14 protein-coding genes and 1 tRNA gene are annotated in these 22,705 nt (G+C 59.0%); 6 read left to right on the top strand and 9 right to left on the bottom strand.

Annotated features, from left to right (window positions below; translation table 11 throughout):
* Nucleotides 1–42: 42 nt before the first annotated feature.
* Nucleotides 43–1,875, bottom strand: coding sequence for an ABC transporter ATP-binding protein (locus OZX73_RS02295; protein ID WP_277150293.1), 1,833 nt, complete (start codon nucleotides 1,873–1,875; stop codon nucleotides 43–45).
* Nucleotides 1,876–2,130: 255 nt separating this feature from the next.
* Between OZX73_RS02295 and OZX73_RS02290 the strand changes: the two genes are divergently transcribed.
* Nucleotides 2,131–2,751, top strand: a complete 621-nt coding sequence (locus OZX73_RS02290) for a TetR/AcrR family transcriptional regulator (protein WP_277150270.1) — start codon at nucleotides 2,131–2,133, stop codon at nucleotides 2,749–2,751.
* 5 nt (nucleotides 2,752–2,756) lie between these two features.
* Here OZX73_RS02290 and OZX73_RS02285 read toward each other — a convergent pair whose 3' ends face one another.
* Nucleotides 2,757–4,031: a glutamate-cysteine ligase family protein gene (locus tag OZX73_RS02285; RefSeq protein WP_277150268.1), complete on the bottom strand. Its 1,275-nt coding sequence runs from the start codon at nucleotides 4,029–4,031 to the stop codon at nucleotides 2,757–2,759.
* A gap of 245 nt (nucleotides 4,032–4,276) precedes the next feature.
* Between OZX73_RS02285 and OZX73_RS02280 the strand changes: the two genes are divergently transcribed.
* Nucleotides 4,277–5,404: an NADH:flavin oxidoreductase/NADH oxidase gene (locus tag OZX73_RS02280; protein WP_277150267.1), complete on the top strand. Its 1,128-nt coding sequence runs from the start codon at nucleotides 4,277–4,279 to the stop codon at nucleotides 5,402–5,404.
* 118 nt (nucleotides 5,405–5,522) lie between these two features.
* Here OZX73_RS02280 and OZX73_RS02275 read toward each other — a convergent pair whose 3' ends face one another.
* From OZX73_RS02275 to nrdD, 3 genes are all read right to left on the bottom strand, one after another.
* Nucleotides 5,523–10,679 carry an acyl-CoA dehydratase activase-related protein gene (locus OZX73_RS02275; protein ID WP_277150264.1) on the bottom strand — a complete coding sequence of 1,719 codons (5,157 nt, stop codon included), beginning with the start codon at nucleotides 10,677–10,679 and terminating at the stop codon, nucleotides 5,523–5,525.
* A 305-nt stretch (nucleotides 10,680–10,984) separates the two neighbouring features.
* A complete protein-coding gene (gene nrdG, locus OZX73_RS02270; RefSeq protein WP_277150888.1) occupies nucleotides 10,985–11,704 on the bottom strand; it encodes an anaerobic ribonucleoside-triphosphate reductase activating protein in 720 nt (239 codons plus the stop codon).
* Between the two features lie 140 nt (nucleotides 11,705–11,844).
* A complete protein-coding gene (nrdD, locus tag OZX73_RS02265; protein ID WP_277150887.1) occupies nucleotides 11,845–14,241 on the bottom strand; it encodes an anaerobic ribonucleoside-triphosphate reductase in 2,397 nt (798 codons plus the stop codon).
* Between the two features lie 326 nt (nucleotides 14,242–14,567).
* On the opposite strand from nrdD, the gene xseA reads away from it, so the two are divergent.
* From xseA to pntB, 4 genes are all read left to right on the top strand, one after another.
* Entirely contained in the window at nucleotides 14,568–15,887 is a 1,320-nt protein-coding gene (xseA, locus tag OZX73_RS02260) for an exodeoxyribonuclease VII large subunit (protein ID WP_277150261.1), read from the top strand.
* 115 nt (nucleotides 15,888–16,002) lie between these two features.
* Nucleotides 16,003–16,338 carry an exodeoxyribonuclease VII small subunit gene (locus tag OZX73_RS02255; protein WP_277150260.1) on the top strand — a complete coding sequence of 112 codons (336 nt, stop codon included), beginning with the start codon at nucleotides 16,003–16,005 and terminating at the stop codon, nucleotides 16,336–16,338.
* A gap of 303 nt (nucleotides 16,339–16,641) precedes the next feature.
* Nucleotides 16,642–18,249: a Re/Si-specific NAD(P)(+) transhydrogenase subunit alpha gene (locus OZX73_RS02250; RefSeq protein WP_348519467.1), complete on the top strand. Its 1,608-nt coding sequence runs from the start codon at nucleotides 16,642–16,644 to the stop codon at nucleotides 18,247–18,249.
* A 4-nt stretch (nucleotides 18,250–18,253) separates the two neighbouring features.
* Complete coding sequence (gene pntB, locus OZX73_RS02245; protein WP_277150255.1) at nucleotides 18,254–19,642, top strand: Re/Si-specific NAD(P)(+) transhydrogenase subunit beta; 1,389 nt, start codon at nucleotides 18,254–18,256, stop codon at nucleotides 19,640–19,642.
* Nucleotides 19,643–19,747: 105 nt separating this feature from the next.
* Here pntB and OZX73_RS02240 read toward each other — a convergent pair whose 3' ends face one another.
* From OZX73_RS02240 to OZX73_RS02225, 4 genes are all read right to left on the bottom strand, one after another.
* Nucleotides 19,748–19,948, bottom strand: coding sequence for a hypothetical protein (locus OZX73_RS02240; protein ID WP_277150253.1), 201 nt, complete (start codon nucleotides 19,946–19,948; stop codon nucleotides 19,748–19,750).
* A gap of 184 nt (nucleotides 19,949–20,132) precedes the next feature.
* Entirely contained in the window at nucleotides 20,133–21,164 is a 1,032-nt protein-coding gene (locus tag OZX73_RS02235; protein ID WP_277150251.1) for an endonuclease/exonuclease/phosphatase family protein, read from the bottom strand.
* A gap of 37 nt (nucleotides 21,165–21,201) precedes the next feature.
* A tRNA-Arg gene (locus OZX73_RS02230) sits at nucleotides 21,202–21,274 on the bottom strand.
* Between the two features lie 200 nt (nucleotides 21,275–21,474).
* On the bottom strand, nucleotides 21,475–22,497 hold the full coding sequence (locus OZX73_RS02225; protein ID WP_277150248.1) for an alpha/beta hydrolase: 1,023 nt from the start codon (nucleotides 22,495–22,497) through the stop codon (nucleotides 21,475–21,477).
* Nucleotides 22,498–22,705 lie beyond the last annotated feature (208 nt).

Genomic DNA, 22,705 nt, shown 5'->3' with positions numbered 1-22,705 from the left:
GTCACGTCCTGCTCGTTGCTGTTCTTTGTGGTCATCGTCGCTTCACTCATCGTCATCATCCCCCTTGCCCTGGTTCTTCGTCTGGGATTCGTAGATCGAACGGTATTCCTCGCATGTCTTCAGCAGCTCGTCGTGCGTGCCGTGGTCGAGGATATGGCCTTCCTCCATCACGATGATCTCGTCGGATTCCTGCACGGAAGCCAAGCGCTGCGCGATGATAATCTTCGTGGTGTCGGGGATCTCGGTGGCGAAGGCGTTGCGGATCAGTTTGTCGGTTTTGGTGTCGACCGCGCTGGTGGAATCGTCGAGAATGAGAATCTGCGGCTTCTTCAACAGCGCGCGGGCGATGCACAAGCGTTGCCGTTGCCCGCCGGAAACGTTGGAACCACCTTCCTCTATATAGGTGTCGTAACCCTTCGGGAACTCGCGGATGAACCCGTCAGCTTGGGCGAGCTTGCAAACGCGCACCACATCCTCGTCGCTGGCGTCGGGATTGCCCCAACGGATGTTCTCGGCGATGGTGCCGGTGAACAGCACGTTCTTCTGCAGCACCATGGCGACGGCGTCGCGCAGGGCGACCAGGTCGTAGTCGCGCACATCGTGCCCGCCGACCTCAAGCGAACCGGACGAAACGTCATACAATCGCGGGATAAGCTGCACAAGACTCGACTTGGAGGAGCCGGTGCCGCCAACGATGCCGATGGTCTTGCCGGCCTTGATGTCGAGGTTGATGTCCTCAAGCACCGGCCGTTCCGAGCCCTCGGAGTAGCGGAAGGTGACGTCGTTGAACTTGATGGAGCCGTTGGGGACCTTGGTGATCGGGTGGCTGTTGTCGCGCACCGTGCTCACCTCGTTCAGGACCTGGCAGATACGTTCGGCGTCGGCGCGGGAGATGACGACCATGACCACGATCATCGAGACCATGTTCAGGGACATCAGGATCTGCATGGCGTAGGTGACCAGCGCGGTCAGGTCGCCGGTCGTCAGGCCTAGCACCGGGTTGTTGTGCGAGGCGACGATCTGCTTGGTGCCCATCCACGAGATGACGAGCATCGCGCCGTAGATGCAGGTGTTGAGGATCGGCCAGTTGAAGGCCATGACGTGCTCGGCCTTGCAATAGAGCTCGTAGATACGCTGGGAGACGCGGCCGAACTTGCGGTCCTCGTGCTCCTCGCGGTCGTAGGACTTGACCACGCGGATGCCCTGGAGGTTCTCGTCAACGATGTTGTTCAGGTGGTCGTAGGTATGGAAGACCTTCTCGAAGATCGGATGCACCGAAAGCGCCAGGCCCGTAAGCGCCAGGCCCAAAATCGGGATGATGACCAAGAAGACCATCGAGATGGAATGGCTGATCCTGAAGGAGAAGATCCAAGCGACGATGACCATCATCGGGGCGCGCACGGCCACGCGGATGATCATCTGGAAGGCGAACTGGATGTTGGTGACGTCGGTGGTCAAACGGGTGATGATCGAGCCGGTCGAGAAGCGGTCGATGTTGGTGAAGCTGAAGGATTGCACCTTCTCGAACAAATCATGGCGCAGGTTCTTGGCGAAACCGGACGAGCCGATGGCCGCGTAACGCCCGGACATGAACCCGGCGAACAGCGAGACGATGGCGCAACCGAGCAAAATGATGCCGAATTTCCAGATCGCCGGCATCGAGCCGCCGGAGACGCCTTGGTCGATGAGCTGGGCCATGACGGTGGGGATCACGATCTCGAGGACGCTCTCGACCATCACGAACGCCGGCGCCAACAGGCTTTCGCGCTTGTATTCGCGCAGGCTGTGCAACAACGTGCGTATCAGGTGCTTGGGGTGTTCCCGATCCGTTGCCACCACCTGTGCGTTCTGGGGAGCATCAAGTGTCTTGCTCATCCAACCCTCTTTTCTTGATTCTTAGCGGAACCGCCGCTTCTCCCCCATGACTTTCGTCCCGCCTTGCGCTCATGTTTTGCGCACAATGAGACAGTGCGCAACCGCAAAACGAGGGACTGCTGAAGCCGACAGACTACAATCAACGCTATTACGAACCGGCTACAAAAGCAATCCTTTTCCGTCTACCTTTGCGGGCACAATCGGCACTATGGAATGGATGTTCAAGCGCGCACTTGCAGAAAGAACCAGCCCGAGATGACACATCTTCATCGCCAACCATCAACGCCGATCCTCAGCGCCCGGACCAAGGGCGTTGACAGCCGCACCGCGATACTCAACGCCGCGGTCGTCTCGTTCGGAGAACGCGGGTATTACGGGACTTCGCTGCAGAAAATCGCCAATACCGTGGGTATGACCAAGCCCGGGGTGCTGCATCACGTCGGCAGCAAGGCGGGGCTGCTCGAGATCGTACTCGACGAGATCTACGACCCCGGCACCGAAAGCATCATGGAGCATTTCAGGATGACCGACCGGCCGAATCTGGCGCGCATGTGGCGCGAGGTCGTGGCGATCAACGCCCAACGACCCGAGCAGGTCCACATGTTCTCGACGCTGGACGCCGAGGCGATCGACCCCAGGCATCCGGCCCACGAATATTTCAGGAAACGCGACCAGAACCTGCTCGAGGAAATGGTTCGGATTCCTTGGTACGTGCCGGAAAGCACGAACATCGAGCACCTGCTGCAGGCCGGGTTCAGCATGATGGATGGCATCCAGTTGCGCTGGTTGCGCGCACCGGAACATGACCTGAACGAGATGTGGGCCGAATGCGAGGCAGAACTGATGCCGATGCCGCTGTGGAAGGGTTATCGGTAAGCTTTTCAGCGCTGGAACACGTGGGGATGAACCGGATCACCGGGAATGTCGGCACGGGTGTCTTCCAGTCCGAGCGCATCCCGCCATTCATCCATGGTTTTCCCGAACGGACGCGCCTTCATGCCGCGCGCTTGCAGATCATCCTTCGCCAGCTCGACATCCACAATCGAGAGGCCTTCGACGAACGCCTTCCAATGGGCGAAATTCGCGTCGTTGTAGAACACGTTCCTCACCGTTTCGGTCAAGAGCTCCGCGCGCTCGATGGGCAGGGAATCCCAATGCCGGAGCTCCACGAAATTCTTCAGGCGCACATCGTTGAAATGCGTCGAGATGATGTGGCTCGCCTCGTAATCGTTGAGCTCGCGGTCCGGGTAGACATCGGCGGCGTTCTTCTCGAACGCAACGAATTCCTGCTCGTCCTCGCTCAAACCGGCTGCCTCCGGGGTATGGGTAAGATCGACGAACATCAACGGCGTCGCCAGGACGTCGCGGGCGTAATCCTCCCAGCCAAACCGCGAGTCGAAAAGCCCTGGCGTGATGCCGGTGCGCTGCGGATCGGCCTTGTCCCAGATACGCTGCCGCAGAAGCGGGAACGGATTCTGCTGGGCTTCGAAATACGGGGAATTCCGGAAAAACATGGAGATGATCGGGCCCAACGCCGAACCGACACGCATCTTGGCGACGGCGTCCGCTTCGTCGCTGTAATCGATGCTCACCTGTGTCGAAGCGGTGCAACGCATCATGCAAGGACCATACGAGCCGACATGGCCGAGATAATCGTTCATCGCCGCGTAACGGCGCTTCGGATTCAGTTTGATGTCCGCGAAACCTGTGACCGGCTGGTAGCCATAATTAATCAGGCGGAAGCCCAGATCGTCAAGAATCGGGTCGATCTCGCCGCGGAACTTTGCATAGATTTGAAGCAATTCCTCTGGAGAATGTAATACACCAATGGACGTCTCGAACTGTCCACCAGGCTCGAGCGAGAGGCTGATGCCTTCGCGCGAAAGCCCCAGCAGATGACCGTCCTCGATGAACTCCCTGCCGGCGTCGTAATAGGGACGAAGCCGTTCCAACAGCGTCTCGATGCCGTTGGGTTCGGCGTAGCTGACCGCTTGGTCGCTTCCGTTGCGCACGGGCAGGTGCTCGATCTCGACGCCGTACCCATCGTCGCGTTCCGGCTTGGCCCCAGACTGGAAGAAACGCAGCAGGCTGGCCACATGCTTGTCGTTCACCTTCGCGCCGACATGCGCGTAACTCACTCGTGGAGTAATGTTCATACCTTTCAATCGTATTCGTTGACGCCATATTTATCGAACAATTACGCGGGTTGCGCACTTGCCTTCCAGCTTCGCCGTCCACTTATCCCGGATCACAACGCATCTCAAGTCGCGAATCTGAGCAAACGCACAGCCCGCCAAACCCGCGCCGCATGCCGCACGAGATAAAATAACAAAATAACAAACAACTGATATAACGACAGTAACGCTTTATATTGTTTCGCCATCCGTCAAAGGAGCACGTCATGACCACGGATAATCGCAGCACTTTGTTTTCATCGTTGACCATCGCCACACCGGACGGGACGGGATTGACGCTGCGCAACCGGACCATCCTCTCCCCCATGTGCCAGTATGCCGTCGACAAGATGGATGGCGTGGCCACTGATTGGCACCTTCAACATTACGGGGCCATCGCGGCCGGCGGGTTCGGGATGCTGACCATCGAATCGACCGGAGTCAATCCTGTTGGCCGGATTTCGCCGCGCGATCTCGGGATGTATAACGACGAGCAGGAAGCGGCGCACCGGCATTTGGTGTCGTTCATCCACTCGCAAGGCGCTGCGGCGGCCGTGCAACTCAACCACGCTGGCGGTCGCGCTTCGGGCAAGCCTTGGCTTCCGGGCTTCCACGGCGGTTCCGCACCGATTGAGGACGGTGGATGGCAGACGGTCGGGATGACCAATCAATCCATCGCCAAAGGCTACCGGCCGACGACGAAACTGGACAAGGCCGGAATCGAGCAGATCGTCTCGGACTTTGCGACCGCCGCACGCCGGGCTGATGCCGCAGGCTACGATGCCATCCAGCTTCATGGGGCGCACGGCTATCTGCTCCACCAATCACTCTCCCCGCTGACCAACACGAGAACCGACGAATACGGCGGCAGCGAAGAAAACCGGTTCCGCCTGACCTACGAAGTCGCAGACGCCGTGCGCGAGGCGTGGCCGGATTCCAAACCACTTGGCATCCGCATTTCCGCCACCGACTGGGTCGAAGGCGGGCTTGACATCGACATCACCTCACGCCTGATGCGCGAGCTGGTCAAAAACCACGGCGTCAACTGGGTCGACGTCTCTTCCGGCGGTTTGGTCAACACCCCGTTGCAACCTTCCGGCCCAGGATTCCATGCGATTTTAGGTGCGCAAATGAAAGACGCGCTTGCGGGCACCGACGCGGTCGTCAGCGTGGTCGGCGGCATCTCAAGCCCGGAACAGGCCGAAACGATGCTACGTACCCAGCAGGTCGACGCGGTCTCCATCGGCCGTGCCGCGATGCGCAACCCGCATTGGCCCGCGATGGCCGCCGCCCGCCTTGGCGTTCCGCGCGAGAATATTCCCGCCGCCCCGCAATACTGGCGCACCGAGTGGTGATGAACTTCATAACAACTCGCCAATATAGCAAAGTTGGGCATACCCATGAACAGGTATGCCCAACTTTTATTGTGCTCTATCGACACATGGCTTTATGACTCAGACCAGCGTCTCAGCCTCAATCGGCCTTGGCGAGCTTCTGGTCGGCCTTCTTGGCGGCGGCGATCATCAGCTTGATGCGGTTCAACTGATTGGCGGCGGAAGCGCCGGGATCGTAGTCGATGGAGACGATGTTGGCCTCGGGGTGAAGCCTGCGAATCTTGCCGAACATGCCGCGTCCGGTGACGTGGTTGGGCAGGCAGGCGAACGGCTGAGCGCATACGACGTTCGGGCAGCCGGACTTGATGAGCTCAAGAATCTCGCCGGTCAAGAGCCAGCCTTCTCCGGCCTGCACGCCAATCGACGTGACGGTGGAAGCGAGCTTGACCAACTCCGGCATCGGGGTGTCCTGGCTGAACTTGCCGTGCGCGAGGTCGATGGCGCGGCGCACCGGGTTCAGAATCCGGTCGAGGCCCCAGCGCATCACGGCGTAGAGCTTCTTGTTGCCGCCCATGCCGGTGTTATGCTCGTTCCAGTCGGTAATGTACGGACGCGTGGTCATGAACTCCATGATGCCGGGCACGACGGCCTCGCAATCCTGGGATTCGATGACGTCGACCAGATGGTTGTTGGCGTCCGGATGGTACTTGACCAAAATCTCGCCGACCACACCGACACGCGGCTTGCGCGGGATGTTGCGCAGCGGCAGGGCATCGAAGCTCTTGACGATCTCGTTCAACAGCGTTTGGTAGGGCAGGTAGCCTTTGCCGATCTTCTTTTTGGCGGTCGCGGAATAGCCGTGGTGCTCGATGGTCTCGCGCACGATCTTGTCCCACATCTCGTAGAGCCTGTTGGCGCTGCCCTTGACCTTTTCGTACGGACGCACGCGGTAATGGCATTTCATCAGCAAATCGCCGATGACCAGCGCTTTGAGCGCACGCCAGAGCAAAGTCGGGGTCGCGGTGAAACCGGGGTTGTCCTCGATGCCTTGCGTGGAAAGCGCGATGACCGGCACCTGCGGATAGCCTGCATCAACCAGCGCCTTGCGGATCAGTCCGTAATAGTTGGTGGCACGGCACATGCCACCGGTCTGGGTGATGGCGAGGCAGACCTTGTCGGGATCGTACTTGCCCTTGATGATCGAGTCGACCAGCTGGCCGACAACCATGATGGCCGGGTAACAGGCGTCGTTGTTGACGTATTTGAGGCCGGTTTCCACGTCCTGCTGGTCGGCCATCTTGAGCACGTCGAAGTTGTAGCCGCCGGAACGAATCACGGACTCGACCAGGCTCATGTGCACCGGGCTCATCTGCGGGGCGACGATGGTGTAGTCGCGGCGCATGTCCTTTTGGAAACGCACCTTGTGGGCATACGCCGAAAGGGTGCCCTTGCTGCGCTTCTTCCCGCCCGTCTTGGCGGCCTTTTTGGCACTTGTCACAGAGCCTTTGGCCTTTGCGGAACCGGACTTTGCAGGTGCCGTCGCCTTGTCTGCGACAGTTGCACCGGACTTGCCGTTGGCTCGACGCGAAACCTGCTTCATCGACTCGGTGAGCTTCGGATTCGACTTCATCACGCTGTCGAGCAGCACTTGACGACCCGGGGTCGGCGCCTTGGAACCGGTTTTGCGAAATTCGCCCTGCTTGTCGGCGGGAGCCTCAGTGGCATCAGCTGCGTTGACATCGTTATCGGCAGAATCATCGACGTTGCCGGAATTACCAGTAGCAACAGCATCAACGGAACCCTCAGCTGTCTCAACGTTCTGCTTGGCGGTCTCGGCCTTACTTTCGGCGGCGTCAACGGCAGCTTGGGCTGCTGCCAACTGTGCCTTGGCCTCTTCAAGCTTGCTTTCCGCGTCCTTCAATTCGGCCTCGCGTTTAGCGGCAACCTCTTGACGCGCCTTCGCTTCGGCTACTTTCTTGGCTGCTTCTTCGGCGGAAATCCGTGCGGATTCCGCAGCACCTTCTTGGTTGCCGGAATCGTCGGTATTGCCATTATTCGCAGCAACCCCAGCGGCCTTCGCTTCAACTTCGGCCTTGTCCGCAGCCTTCTGAAGCTTTGCCTTGTTGGCCTCGCGCTCCTCGATGGCGGCCTTGAGCGAACGCAGGCGAATCTTCGCCGCGCCGAGGTTGCTGACCTCGTCGATCTTCAACAGCGTATATACATCGGCCTTGTCGGCAAGAATCTCGCTGACCTGGTCGGTGGTGATGGCGTCGATGCCGCAGCCGAAGGAGTTGAGCTGCACCAGCTCGAGCCCCGGGTAGGACGCGACGAAATTCGCCGCCGCATAAAGCCTGGAATGATAGGCCCACTGGTTGGCCACGCGCAACGGCATGTTGATGACCTTGCGGTCGCCGACCTCGCGGAACCCGCCTTCGTTCTTGGCGCGCGGATCCTTCTCACCCTTGCTCAGGTATTCGCTCAGGTGCAGGTTCTCGCCCGGCTGCAACTCGCAGATGGAATCCTCGGAAAGCACCGCCATTCCCAGCGAGCAGATGGTCTCGGGGATGCCGTGGTTGATTTCGGGGTCGATATGGTAGGGACGGCCGGCGAGCACGATGCCGCGGCAGTTGTGTTCCTTCATATACGCCAACGCACGCAGGCCTTCCTGCTGCACGTCGTGCTTGAAGATCTTGTCTTCGGCGTACGCAGCCTTGACGGCCTTCTCGGCCTCTTCGCGGGTGACGTTGGTCCAAGCGAACTCCTCGACGATGCGGTCGACCATCAGCTCGTGGTCGGCAAGGTTGAAGTAGGGACGCATATAGCGGATGCCGGGTTCGCGCAGTTCGCCCATATTGGCTTCTATTACGACCGGATAGTTGGCGACGATTGGGCAGTTGTAATGGTTGTCGGTATCGCCCTCGACCAGGTTCTCCTCGTACGAGACGCAGGGATAGAAAATGGTTTTGACACCGCGGTCAAGCAGCCATTTGATGTGGCCGTGCACCATCTTCGCCGGATAGCAGATGTTCTCGGAGGCGATGGATTCGATGCCGGACTGGAAGAGCTCATGGCTGCTTCGGCCGGAAAGACGGACCTTGAAGCCGAGATTGGTGAGCAAGGTGAACCAGAACGGATAGTTCTCGTACATGTTCAGCGCACGCGGGATGCCGATTTCGCCGCGGTAGGCCTTCTTGTCGGTCAGGCGGCGATAGGCGAAGACGCGCTTGTACTTGTAGTCGTAAAGGTTCGGGCGGTCGCTGCGTTCCGCTTTAGCGTCGGCGCCGCGTTCGCAGCGGTTGCCGGTGACATAGCGCGAGCCGTCCTGGAACGTCGTGATGGTGAGCTTGCAACGGTTCTGGCACCGCTTGCACACATCACGCTCGGAGGTCATCGACAGGTGATCAAGTTCATCGCCTTGGACGATGGCCGATTTGGTATGTTCCGCAGTCTCGTCGGTGTCGTGGGCATCTTCATAATGCATGCGGGCGGTCAGCGCCGCACCGAACGCACCCATCAGACCGGCGATATTCGGCCTGGTGACCTCTTTGCCGGTCAACAGCTCGAAGGCACGCAGCACCGCGTCGTTCAGGAACGTGCCGCCCTGTACCTCGATGGTGTCGCCAAGCTGGCCGGAATCACGCAGCTTGATGACCTTGTAAAGTGCGTTGCGCACCACGGAATAGCAGAGGCCGGCCGCGATGTTCTCGACGGTGGCGCCTTCCTTCTGCGCCTGCTTGACCGACGAGTTCATGAACACGGTGCAGCGCGAGCCCAAATCGACCGGATGGTCGGACCTCAACGCGGCCTGCGTGAACTCTTCGATGGTCAGGCCCATGGAATAAGCGAAGGTCTGCAGGAACGAGCCGCAACCAGACGAGCAGGCCTCGTTGACGGAAATCGAATCGATGACGCCGTCGGCGATGGCCAGGTATTTCATATCCTGCCCGCCGATGTCAATGACGGCGGTGACGCCTGGGCTCACCATTTCGGCGCCGCGATAATGCGCCATGGTTTCTACCACGCCCTCGTCCAGGTGCAACCCGGTGGTAATCAGGCCTTCGCCATAACCAGTGGCACAGCTGCGTGCGATCCACGCCTCAGCCGGCAGCGCGTTTTCGATCTTGCGCACGATTTCGACGGCGGCATCCAGCGGGCTGCCGTCATTGGTGCCGTAGGACGACCACACAATCTCGCGGTCGTCGTTGATGAGCGTCGCCTTGATGGTGGTGGAACCGGCGTCGATGCCAAGGAAATGCGGGCCTTTCGCGCCTTCCAGCGTACCGACCTTGACCTGCTCCTTGCCATGACGTTCGTTGAATTTGCGCCGGTCCTCCTCAGTCGGGAACAGTGGCGGCATCGTGGCGGTGTCGACCGGCTTGTTCTTCAACGCTTCAAGATCATCGAGAATCTCGTCACAGGTATGAGGTTCGAAATGTTGCCCGGAATCAAGCTCGTTGTCGTCGCCGCACATCAGCGCGGAACCGTAGGCGACATAAAGGTGGGCGTTCTCGGGAACGATGAACTTGTCGACCTTGCCCTCAAGCGCGCGGGCGAAGGCCTCACGCAACTCAGAAAGGAAGAACAGCGGTCCGCCAAGGAAGACCACGTTGCCGTGAATCGGACGGCCGGAAGCGAGACCGGCGATGGTCTGTGTGGCGACGGCAGAGAAAATGGACGCGGCCAGATCAGGCTTGTCGGCACCGTCGTTGATTAGCGGCTGCAAGTCGGATTTGGCGAACACGCCACAACGCGAGGCGATGGGATAGAGAAGCTTGTAATCCTTGGCCATATCGTTCAAGCCGGAGGCGTCGGTATCCAGCAACGTCGCCATCTGGTCGATGAACGCGCCGGTGCCGCCCGCGCAGGAGCCGTTCATGCGCTGCTCAGGAGTCGGCTTCAGGTACGTAATCTTCGCGTCCTCGCCACCGAGCTCGATGATGACGTCCGCTTCGGGATAGACCTCGTCGATGGCCTTGGTCTCGGCGATGACCTCCTGGACGAACGGAACGTTCATATCGTCGGCCAAGCCCAAGCCGCCGGAACCGGTGATGGCAAGGTTGATCGGCTGCGAACCGCGGCCTTCCTCTTCAAGCTGTTTCTTGATGTCACGCAGCAACCCGGCCACCGTGGCACGAACGTTGGCGTTGTGGCGCCGGTAATCCGCGAACAGCACGTCCTTCAGGTCGTTGCTTTTGTCCAGCACGACGGCCTTGACCGTAGTTGAGCCGATATCGAGCCCGACGCGCAGAGGCGCAACCCCTTGCTCCATCGTCTTGGTGTCCATCACGTCAGCCATGCCTGAATCCTTTGCCATTCCGTAAACTCACCGCGTTTTGCGTAATCTGAAGCTGTGAGTTTACACACATACTATTTAGTCAGATTAGTCGTGACACAACCCAGCCGCCAGACCCATTTCGATGATTCAGCTCACAGAGGCAACATTGTGATGTTCGTCTCTTGACAAATGTAACGATTCATGCATATCCCCCTTGTCGCATTTGTCTTATAAAGGCATAAGGTCTTGTCACTATTGAATCCACAAGTCATCGAATCTTCCACAAACCTGAGCCATCGTTCGGAGCTAAGCCATTCAAGCCGTACTCAGCTGGCAGCACCTTCGCCTGCGGAACGATCCTTGCCATAGACCTCGGGGATGAAACGATGCTGGTCGTGCAGTTTCGGCCAGATAACCGGCGTGATTGTTCTGGTCTCGTCGTGCGCACGCAACGAAGCTGGCACGTCCAAAATGCGCTGGTTGCTCGAACCGCGGAATTGCAGCAGAGAATCGTGGTGGTCCTTCATATAGCGGCCATCGACCAACACATCAACGTAACGCAGCAGCTCGAGTTTGTCGGCGCTTTCGCCGGAGCGCATCAGCTCTTCCCATGTATAGCCGGTCCAGCACCAGATGTCCTTGCTATGGCCGAATTCCTTGCGGATACGTTTGGAAAGCTTCAGCAGCACGCCGGTGTTGAGCAACGGCTCGCCGCCAAGATATGTAATACCTTGAACGACGCCTTGCGACAGGTCCTTGATGACCTTATCCTCGAAATCCTGTGTATACGGGTGGCCGGCCTGGAAATCCCAGATGGATTCGTTGAAGCATTCGACGCAATGGAACGGGCAGCCGGAAACGTAGACGGAGCAGCGGATGCCTTCGCCGTCGGTCATCACCAGCGGTTTGTAGTCGGCGATCATGTCGTGGCTCAGTTTGCCGCTGGTCCACTGCCCCGCCTTCGGATTGTTGGCGTAGGCCGTGGGAATCCAAGGGCCGCGATTCTGCTCGCCCGCCGCGAAATCATGCAGCTTGCCGCCTGCCAGCTTTCCCATCGTCTCTTTCCTTTTCTTGACTTTTGACTTGATTCTCGGCCTTACGATGGCCACACGGACTTTCAGGCAAAGTAAAAGCGGTACACCGAACGATGAACCGCCTTCACTTTTGCGTTTGCAAAACTACCGAACTACTTGGCCTCTTCGTACCATTCGCGCTCGGTGCCGTCCTTCAGGATCACATGTCCGGTCTCGCCGCTCATGTGCTTGGCGCGGTGCGTGATCTCCTCGTGACGGCCGTGCACCATCGGACGCTGCACCGGGTTGCCGAGGTAGCCGCAGGTGCGCTTGGTGACGTTGCACTTGTCTGGGTCTGAGTTACCGCACTCGGGGCACTTGAAGCCTTCCTCGGTCGGTTCGAAGTCGCCCTCGAAACCGCAAACGTAGCAGTGGTCGATCGGGGTGTTGGTGCCGAGGTAGCCGATGCCGATGTTGTGGGCGTAATCCCACACGGCCTCGAGCGCCTTCGGGTTGGTCTGCAGGGTCGGGAACTCGCAGTAGTTGATGAACCCGCCCGAAGCGTAATACGGGAAGTCCTTCTCATAGTCGAGTTTCTCCATCGGGGTCGGCGAAAGCCAGACCGGATAGTGGAAGGAGTTGGTGTAGAAGTCATGGTCGGTGACTCCCGGCACACGGCCGAACTTCTCGCGATCCATGCGGTTGAAGCGGTCGGTCAACGACTCGGCGGGCGTGGAATAGAGCGAATAGTGATAGCCCTCTTCCTTGGCCCACTTGGCGCACAGCTCGTTCATCTTCTTGACGATGGAAAGCGCGAACTCCTTGCCTTCCGCGTCCCAGCTGTGATCGGTCATCCAATCCTTGCCGTAGAAGACGCTGGTCGCTTCGTACAGGCCGATGTAGCCGAGCGAAACGGTGGCGCGATCACGGTTGAAGAGCTGGTCGACGTTGTCGTTGGCATCCAAACGACCGAAGGCACCGTAACGATAAAGCGTCGGGGCGTTGATCGGCTTGGCCTGCTTGCAGCGCATGATGCGGAACTGCATGGCTTCGTGCGCGACATCCATGCGCTCGTCGAAGATCTTCCAGAAGCGATCCTTGTCGCCGCGGGATTCCAGCGCGATGCGCGGAATGTTGACGGTGACGACGCCGAGGTTCATGCGGCCTTCCTCTTCCTCCTTGCCGGTGTCCGGGTTGGTCCAGGCGGGCAGGAAGGAACGGCAGCCCATCGGCGCCTTGAAGGAGCCGGTGATCTTGACGAGGTTCTCGTAGAAGAGGATGTCGGGGTACATACGCTTGGTGGAGCACTCGAGCGCGAGCTGCTTCAGGTCGTAGTTCGGATCGCCGGGCTCGGAGTTAATGCCGTGCTTGATGGCGTAGGTAAGCTTCGGGAAGATCGCGGTATGATGGTCGCGACCAAGGCCGAGGATACGCACCAGGAAAATGCAGCGAGTGATCTCGCGGGAGAACCACGAGGTGCCCAGGCCGAAGCCGACGGTGACGAACGGGGTCTGGCCGTTGGAGACGCGGTTGGAATTGATCTGGTATTCCATGGTCTGCATGGCGTCGTAGATGGACTTGCGGGTCATAATCTTGGCGTAGATCTCACGAATCTGCTCCATGCGCGGCACGTCCGTGTGGAACGGAACATCCTGCGGGATCGGCTTGCGGTCGGCATCGAAGTGCAGAGTCTTGGGCTCGTTGGCCTTGAGGCCGTCGACGATCTCCTGCGCCACATCCTCTGGCATGGAATCCGGAATCATGGTGTGAGCCTGGTCAAGGAACTTCCTGTAGTCCTTGCGGGCGTACTCGTCGAGCATCTCGTCGGCGCGGTTGACGGTCTGGCCGCCGTACTGGTCGCCCGCGATGTCCTTGATGATCTGCGTGATCTGCGTGGCGGCGGTGCCGATGGACTTCGGGGTGTCCATCATCGCGTTGCCCAGCTCGAAACCATTGTGGAGCATGTCGGCGAAATTCGGCAGGCTGCAGTTGGTCTCGGCGGTGAACGGCGAATAATCGGCGTCGTGGAAGTGGATGTCGCCCTTCATGTGGGCGTTGGCGACGCGCTTGGGGAGCATCGAGAAAGCGGAAGCCTTGGAAACGGCGCCGGCGAGCAGGTCACGCTGCGTAGCGTAGACGTTGGAATCCTTGTTGGCGTTCTCGCGCACCAGCGTCTCGTCCTTGTTGACCAAACGGTCGACGGCGGCGTTGATATCGGTGGCCTTGGCGCGGTCGATGTCCTTATTCAAACGATAGTTCGTGTAGTTGCGAGCCACGTCATAGAGATGGTTCTCAACCAGACCATGCTCGACAAGACTCTGGATATCCTCGATCTTGGCCGGGCCGGCGTAACGCTCCTTGACTTCGCCCTCGATGCCATTGGCGAGATCGCGGATCATCTGTTCCTCTTCGGGACCAACCTCTTTGTTGAGATCCTTAAAGGCCGACTTCACCGCGGCGATGATGTTCACCGGGTCGAAATCGACGATACGCCCGTCACGCTTCTCAACCAGCACGGCCTTCGTCGCCGCGCTCGGCTTTGCCGGTGCATCCAGAACCTGAGCCTGCATCACAATTCCTTCCTTTACTGCTAAGAATCCGACACTGAAGCCAACAAATCACATGGTTGAAATCACACACGTGTAACTTTCTGTGTCTTCCCTCACTATACGACGTTCTAAATACTATATTTAGGGTTACGTCCGGCGTTTCTCCCCCAGATATAGTAATAACGGCGGAATGGTGCGGAAATTCACTGTGAGAAATACCACAAAGTTTTCGGCGCCGGTGTGTCGCGGAGAACGCCATCGAAACTTGTCCAGACGCAGATCCGGAAATCTTGATATCCGCCTCAAGAAAATGGGTTCTTGTCCCTCATGAAGAGGATTGTGGAGACATGGCATTCAATACGAGATACGGGCAAGCCGCGCCCAACCAGCCAGGGTTCGCGGATGGTTCGGGCGTGGCCGAGCAGGGCCCGAAACCCCTGGACCAGCTGCCGCGGCTGGCGCGTGACACCACGCCCGAGAACCCCTGGCCGGTCAGTGTGGTCAGCCAGAAATACCACGACGCCGTCAAGCGCTGGCCCGGGTCGTGGGTTGAGGGGCAGATCGTCGAAATCAACATGCGCCGCGCCAGTTCCGGCTACATCACCCTGCGCGATAATTTCGAGGACATCTCCATTTCCGTGATGGGCTTCCGCAACTTCGTGGCGATGGCTTCGAACTTCCATCAGGGCGACCGCGTGGTCATCCACGGCAAGCCGGACATCTGGGTCAAGGCCACCCGTCTGAGCTTTGTGGCCGACGACATTCGTCGCATCGGCGCCGGCGACCTCAAGGCGCAAATCGACGAACTGCGCAAGAAGCTCAAGGGCGAAGGGCTCTTTGATCAGGAAAACAAGGTCGAACTTCCGGAATTCCCGAAATGCATAGGCTTGATTTGCGCCCCGCAAGCGCGTGCGGAAGGCGATGTCATCACCAACGTCAACCTGCGTTGGCCGGCCGTGAAATTCAAGGTCGTTCACGCCCACGTCCAAGGCGTGCAGTGCCCGTCCGACGTCATCGCCGCCATCCAGAAACTTGACGCCGACCCTGAAGTCGACGTCATCATCGTCGCGCGCGGCGGCGGCAGCTTCGAGGACCTGATCGGATTCTCGGACGAAGGCGTGGTGCGCGCCACCGCAGCGTGTCAGACTCCTATTATTTCTGCCGTGGGCCACGAGGACGACTGGACGCTGATCGATTTGGCATCCGACCTGCGCGCCTCTACTCCAACTGATGCGGCGAAGAAAGTGGTGCCGGACGTGCGCGAACAATGGCAGCTTATCGCCAACGCACGTGCACAGATGAATATGCGTGTGAAAGCCCGCGTCGACAACGAGATCCGCGTCATCGAAGGCTACGCCAGCCGTCCGAGCCTCACGCATCCGCAGACCATGCTCGAGCCACATCAGCGCTTCCTCGACGAATCGGTGCAGCGTATGCGGCTTGGATTGACACGGCTCGTGGATGACGCCAGTCTGACCGTCGAGAAACTGCATGCCAGCCTCAATGCTCTCAGCCCGCAATCCACGCTCGATCGTGGGTACGCGGTGGTGCAGGCGGCCAATGGCCACGTGCTGGACGACGCGACGGCGGTCTCCCCTGGCGATGTGCTCACTTTGACCTTGAAGAAGGGCGAAGTGGTCACAGAGGCCAAGTCGGTCAAACCTTGATAAACAGGGAGTGGGATTTCGTCAATCCGCTATCGAAACCGCGGCAATGACACTCAACTTCCGAAAACGAACATTTAATAATAACCAAACAACAAGAGTTATATAAGGACGCATCATGGCAACGACAACCAACGATTCAAAAGACGACAAGGCTGAAACCTCCACGGCAAAGCCTGCGGACACCCCCGCCTCAAGCCTCACCGACAAGGAACGCGACCAGATCGCAAAGATGCCTTACGAAGAGGCGCGCGACAACCTCATCAAAGCGGTGCAGGCGTTGGAGGCCGGTGGGCTGAACCTCGACCAGTCGATGCACCAGTGGGAAATCGGCGAGGCGCTGGCCAAGCGTGCGCAAAGCCTCCTGAACGAGGTGCGCACGAAACTCGAGAACGCCGAAGCCGAGCAGCAGTCCACTGCAGCGACGGCTGGAACTCAGTCTAATTTGGAGTAAGTCAATATTTCGCGCTCGAGCATCGCGCTCACCAAAACTACAAGAAGTCCACTGGACTTCTTGCTTAACGTTTTGGCCAGTACCTACGTAGAGCCCACAGGGCTCTCCGCTTAACGCCTCAGCGCATCAGCGCATCAGCAGTCTAATCTCGAGTAGCAAGCAAAACCAACATTTTGCGGCAAGATTGGCTTATTGTGAAATATTGGTTTCTAATACAAACGTGCAATAACTGACTATACTGTTAAGTGTAAGTGCCCGAAGAAGGGACACCAACGACAACAGAGAAGTTGTATTGCAGTTGTGATGCATTGCCGTCACTGCCCCAGGAAAGGAACAACTGTGATTATCGGAATACCTAAGGAAATATCTCCGGGTGAAAGGCTGGTTGCGGCGACGCCAAAAACCGTCGGCCAGCTGAAAAAGCTCGGTTATGATGTCTCCATCGAAACTTCGGCCGGAGAAGAGGCGAGTTTCTCCGACAAGGATTTTGAGGACGCGGGCGCAACAATCGGCCAAACGGCAGATGTCTGGAATGCTGACATCGTCGTCACCGTCGACACCCCGACGCCCGATGAGATCGCCCAGATGAAGTCTGGCGCGATGCTGGTTTCGCGTCTGACGCCCCAGAGCAACGGCAAGCTGCTCGACATCCTGACTCATCGCAACATCACCGCCCTCGCGCTCGACGCCGTGCCTCGCATCTCGCGAGCGCAGTCGCTGGACGTGCTTTCGACCATGTCGAACGTTTCCGGCTACCGTGCCGTCATCGAGGCCGCGGAATCCTACGGCGGCATGTTCGCCGGACAGGTCACCGCAGCTGGCAAAACGGCTCCAGCCAAGGTCTTCGTCATCGGCGGCGGCGTGGCAGGTCTGGCCGCCATCGGCGCGGCCGCGTCGATGGGTGCCGAGGTTCGCGCCTTCGACGTGCGCCCGGAAGCCGCGGAACAGATCGAATCGCTTGGTGCCACATTCGTGCGCGCCGAAGGCGCCCAGCAGGAGAAATCCGACACCGGTTACGCCAAGGCGCTGAGCGAGGATCAGGAGAAAGCGACGCTGGCCTTGTATACCAAGGAAGCGGCCAACGCCGATATCGTCATCACCACCGCTTTGGTGCGCGGTGCGGGTGTCCTGACCATCACCAAGGATGCTGTGGCTGGCATGAAGCCCGGTTCGGTGATTGTCGATCTCGCGGCAAGCGGTGGCGGTGATTGCGAGCTGACGCAACCCGGCAAGAAAATCACCATCGACAACGGCGTGACCATCATCGGCTATACCGATCTCGCCAGCCGTATGCCCCAGCAGACCTCGCAGCTGTACGGCACCAACGTGGTCAACCTGATGAAACTCTTGACCCCGAAGAAGGACGGCAATGTCACGCTCGACCTCGACGACGAGGTGCAACGCGGCATGACCGTGACCAAGGAAGACAAGATCCTTTGGCCGCCGCCCAAAGTCGCGGTGTCCGCCGCAGCCAAGGCCGACGATAAGCCAAAGCTGACTCCCGAGGAGCAAAAAGCCCAGGAAGAGGCTGCCAAGGCCAAGGACGCGGCGATCAAGGCGCAAAAGAGCAAGCGCAACACCATACTCACGGCAGTTGCGGCCATTCTGCTCGCCATCGCGCTGGCCTTCGCCGACACGAAGCTTCTGATGACGTTCTCGATTTTCATCCTCGCGATTTTCGTGGGGTATTACGTCGTGTCGAATGTCACCCATTCGCTGCACACCCCGCTGATGAGCCAGACGAACGCCATCTCGGGCATCATCCTCATCGGTTCGCTGCTGCAGATCGGCTCGAACAATACGCTGGTGACGGTGCTGGCCGTGATTTCGGCGGCCATCGCCTCGATCAACGTGTTCGGCGGGTTCCTCGTGACTTACCGAATGCTCAGCATGTTCAGGAAGGATGCGTGACATCATGACACTCGAATCCATTGCCCAATCCGCCTACCTGCTGGCGGCAGTGCTCTTCATCCTCTCCCTTGCCGGACTTTCCAAGCAGGAGACCGCCCGTCGCGGCAACATCCTGGGGATGATCGGCATGTTCATCGCCATCGTCGCCACCATCGCCCTGGCGCTGGTCGATTCCGCACGCCCGGTCTGGGTGACCGCCCTCCTGATTGCGCTGGTCTTCATCGTCGGCGCCTCCATCGGCATCTGGAAGGCACGCACCGTCGAGATGACGCAGATGCCGGAACTGATCGCGATGCTCCACAGCTTCGTGGGCATTTCCGCGGTGCTGATCGGCTACAACTCATGGCTCACCGAGAAGAACCCGAACGGCGCACATCTGGCCGAGATCTACATCGGCGTGCTGATCGGCGCCGTGACCTTCACCGGATCGATCATCGCCTACCTGAAGCTGGCGGGCAAGATGAAATCGAAGCCGCTGATCATCCCCGGTCACAACATCATCAACCTGATCGTGCTCATCGTGATGATCGCGATGATCGCCTGGTTCATACCGACGCAATCGGTCTGGCCTCTGGCCATCATGACTGTGCTCGCACTGCTGCTTGGCCTGCACATGGTGGCGGCCATCGGCGGCGGTGACATGCCTGTGGTCATCTCGATGCTCAATTCCTACTCGGGTTGGGCCGCGGCCGCGTCTGGCTTCATGCTCGACAACAACCTGCTGATCATCACCGGCTCGCTGGTCGGCGCTTCCGGCGCCATCCTCTCCTACCTGATGTGCAAGGCCATGAACCGCAAGTTCATGTCCGTGATTTTGGGTGGTTTCGGCGAAAAGCCGGCCAAGTCCGGCGATGCCAAGGAAATCACCGGTGAAGTTCACGAGACCACCGCCGCGGACGTGGCGGAAATGCTCAAGAACGCACACTCGGTCATCATCGCCCCCGGCTATGGCATGGCCGTCGCCAAGGCCCAGCAGGCCGTGGCGGCCTTGTCCGAGAAGCTGCGCGCCCAGGGTGTCGAGGTCCGCTTCGCCGTCCATCCGGTGGCAGGGCGTCTGCCAGGCCACATGAACGTGCTGCTGGCCGAGGCCAAGGTCCCCTACGATATCGTCATGGAAATGGACGAGATCAATGACGACTTCGCCGATACCGACGTCGTCCTTGTGATCGGCGCCAACGATACCGTCAACCCCGCCGCGGACAACGACCCCGACTCCCCCATCGCCGGCATGCCCGTGCTGCGCGTCTGGGAAGCCAAGCAGGTCGTCGTCCTGAAGCGCTCGATGGGCACCGGTTACGCCGGCGTGCAGAACCCGCTGTTCTTCAACGACAACACGTCGATGCTCTTCGGCGACGCGAAGGCCAGCGTGGAGGCCATCTCCAACGCGGTGTGAACGCGGAGCGCACAGCAGTTGAAAAGTAAATAAATAAAGTTTGGGCCTATCCGTTAATCGTAAGCGGATAGGCCCAAACTTTTATAAAAACAAACGGAGCGAAACTCAGCCGAAGATGTCCTTGGCAGCCTTGGCCACGGTATCACCCATCAGTTCGCCCGTATCATTCTCGGCCTTGAACAGGCGGTTCAATCCCCTATCAGCCTGCTCGACAGTCAGCGGCTTGCCATATTCCTTGGCGACAGCCTGCAAATCAGTAATGGTATTCACCTGGGAAAGCTTACTCACCAGTGTTTTCTCGTCCATGAGCACTCCTCGTTGTAATCTCACTTGTACGTTCGGGCATTCACTGCCTGCACCCTATCTTAGCCACCTAGGTAGATGAATGTATACCGTGTCACGTTTTTATTGGAATGACGCGAAAACCAGACAAGCCCACATCACTTGGTCAAATCACCTCAACATGAAAACCCACCATGATTATCATCCGTCATTGCACGGCGATGGTGGCCAGCAACGCGGCATGGTCCGACCCCGGAATCGGCAACGTGCCGACCTGCCCGGCGACGATGCCCTGGTCGAGCACGATATGGTCAATGCCCGCGAATTTGGGGAAATGGGGTATATCCGCCGGCCAACTGAACACGAACCCGCGGCCGGCGCTTTGGGCCGCGTCATGGAAGCGCGTGCCCAGCACGTTGCGGAACGGCGTGTGGTCGGTGGTGGCGTTGAAATCACCCATCAGCACATATTTGGTGTCCTTATGCGAGCGCAACGCGGCCACCTCGTCCAGCGAGGTGCGCCACTTCCCCCAATAACCCGGCTTGGGCGAAGTGGTATGGACCGAAACAAAACGAATCGGCGTCTTGGCGCTGCCAAACGAAACCGTGCCGCCCGGCATGAACGAGGCGCTGGAATCGACATCGTCGTCATTGGGCGAATCCAATGGGGTGGCGGAAAACAGCGCATTGCCGTATTTGTGGTCCGAAGAGGCGACTTGGAAATAGGGCAGGTAGTCGTTGATGCCCTCGGCCTTGAGCGCGTGAATGAATGGGCTGGTGGTCTCCTGCATCGCCAGCACCTCCACCCGCTGGTCGCGCACGGCCTCGACGATCGCCTTCGCCGACGCCCGGCCTTTGTAGACGTTCGCGGTCATCACCCGCGCGTAGCCATCGCCGGTATTCGCCCGGTTGCCACTCACGGCTTGAACCGCCGCGTCGTCAAGATGGTTTTGCGGCACGAAATACGAGTATTGCCACCAACCCTGCAGACCAAGGCAAAGCAACGACAGCAACGCCGCGATCCATTTTCGCGAGGCCAACGCCAAGACCAGCGCCACCAGGCCAAGCAGGGCGAACCATGGGGTGAACGCCACGACCACGGGCACGTAAGGCAATGATTGCAGCTCTTCGGGAAGCTGACGCGACACGGTGCCCAGCAACGCGGCCAGCAAGCACACCCAAGCGATCAGGCCGCAGACAAAGCGCGTGAAACCATGAAGGATATGCCGTTTTTTGCCCACTGTGTTTCCATTTCCCCAGACCAGACGTCATAAAAAGTGCCCGGAATCAGATTCGAACTGACGACACCCGCTTTAGGAGAGCGGTGCTCTATCCCCTGAGCTACCCGGGCAACATCTCGTATTGTACACGGCAACCTGGCCCTGCGCCACGCTTGGGAGGCTGGTGTCTATTATTCCCCATCATTCATTTGACAGTAAGTCATGGAGCGCAGGATGTTTCCGTCACCAACGAAACAATGGCGCAAGTATCCAAAAACTCCATCAGCCAACCAAACGCCAGCAGTTTGTCAATCAGCTGATTCCACATCAATCAAAGCAGGTTGTATGAGAAATCGCGGATCTGGCGCAATGTCTCCTGGCTTTCCGGCAGCCAGGTCATGCACACCGGATAGACGTGACCCAGCGTCTGGCCCTTGGGCGCATGAGGGTCGTGCAGCTCGAAGTCGCGGCCCGCGTCGCATAGCGCCGCCGCAAGCCTCATGGCGTCACCCTGCAGGAAATCGTCGTTGCTGGTGTTGAGGAACAGCGGCGGGAAATCGACGTGAGCGGCCATATAGCCCAAGTCGGCCCATTGGGCTCCCCGTTCCTTCAAGGTCTTGAAGAACACCGGCGCGATGACCATCATGGAGTCGGTCGGCGAGCTTTCATCGATGCCGTCAACCCCATCCACCGCATCAAGGTAGGGTTTCAAGTCGAACAGGCCGGAAATCAGGGTAGTGCCTTTGAGATTCAGCCCGGAACGGTTGACGCCCAAAGCGTCCGCCATTTCCTGGCTGCGTTCGACGGCGGTGGCATACAACGCCAACGTGCCGCCGGCGGAATCCCCGGTCAGGAAAATCGATTGCGGATCGACCGGATAGTCGTCGATATGGTCGCGAATCCAAGCCAGCGCCGCTTCCGCGTCGGCAAGCTGGTCCAGAAAATCGCCTTCCGGCATCACCCGGTAGTTGAGCGAGAACACCACAAAACCAAGCTCGGCCAAATGCGTGTTGAAGTTGCGGTTGAGTTCCTTGTGGCCGTACATGAAGCCGCCACCGTGGATGTCGACATAGACCGGGGCGGTTTTGCCGCTGCGCACCACCACATCGTGCGGCAGGTACACGTCGAGCTTGTGCGCCCGGGTCCCATCGTCGATGTAGGGGATGTCAGCGATGACGTCGATATCGTCCGGCACCTGCCAATAGGCGGTGCGGGAGCGGTCGCCGCGGGCGAACATCAGACGCGTGGCCAAGACGGTTCGTGCTATACACTCGTCGCTTCCTTCCAAGTCGCCGTCAAGCTCGGTCCACTTCGAAAAAAGCTTGCGCTCGTCATCTTCGATCTTCAAACCCATGGCACTCACTCGGCTTTCCTGTTCTCAAGTTCACACAGTAGTCTCCGGCAGAGCCTTGACCACGGCGTGGGCCATGCAGCAAGGCACCAAGCGCAATTGCATAACCGAGACGATCGATGCGGGCCGCCATGGAATCGGATGCGATGAATCTGGCCTATTCCTGCTTCGTTCCGGGCATCACAGATATACTGTACCCATGAACGGTTGC

Source organism: Bifidobacterium sp. ESL0775, assembly GCF_029395475.1.
Taxonomy (GTDB): Bacteria; Actinomycetota; Actinomycetes; order Actinomycetales; family Bifidobacteriaceae; genus Bifidobacterium.
This window is presented reverse-complemented; position numbering and strand designations above follow the sequence as displayed.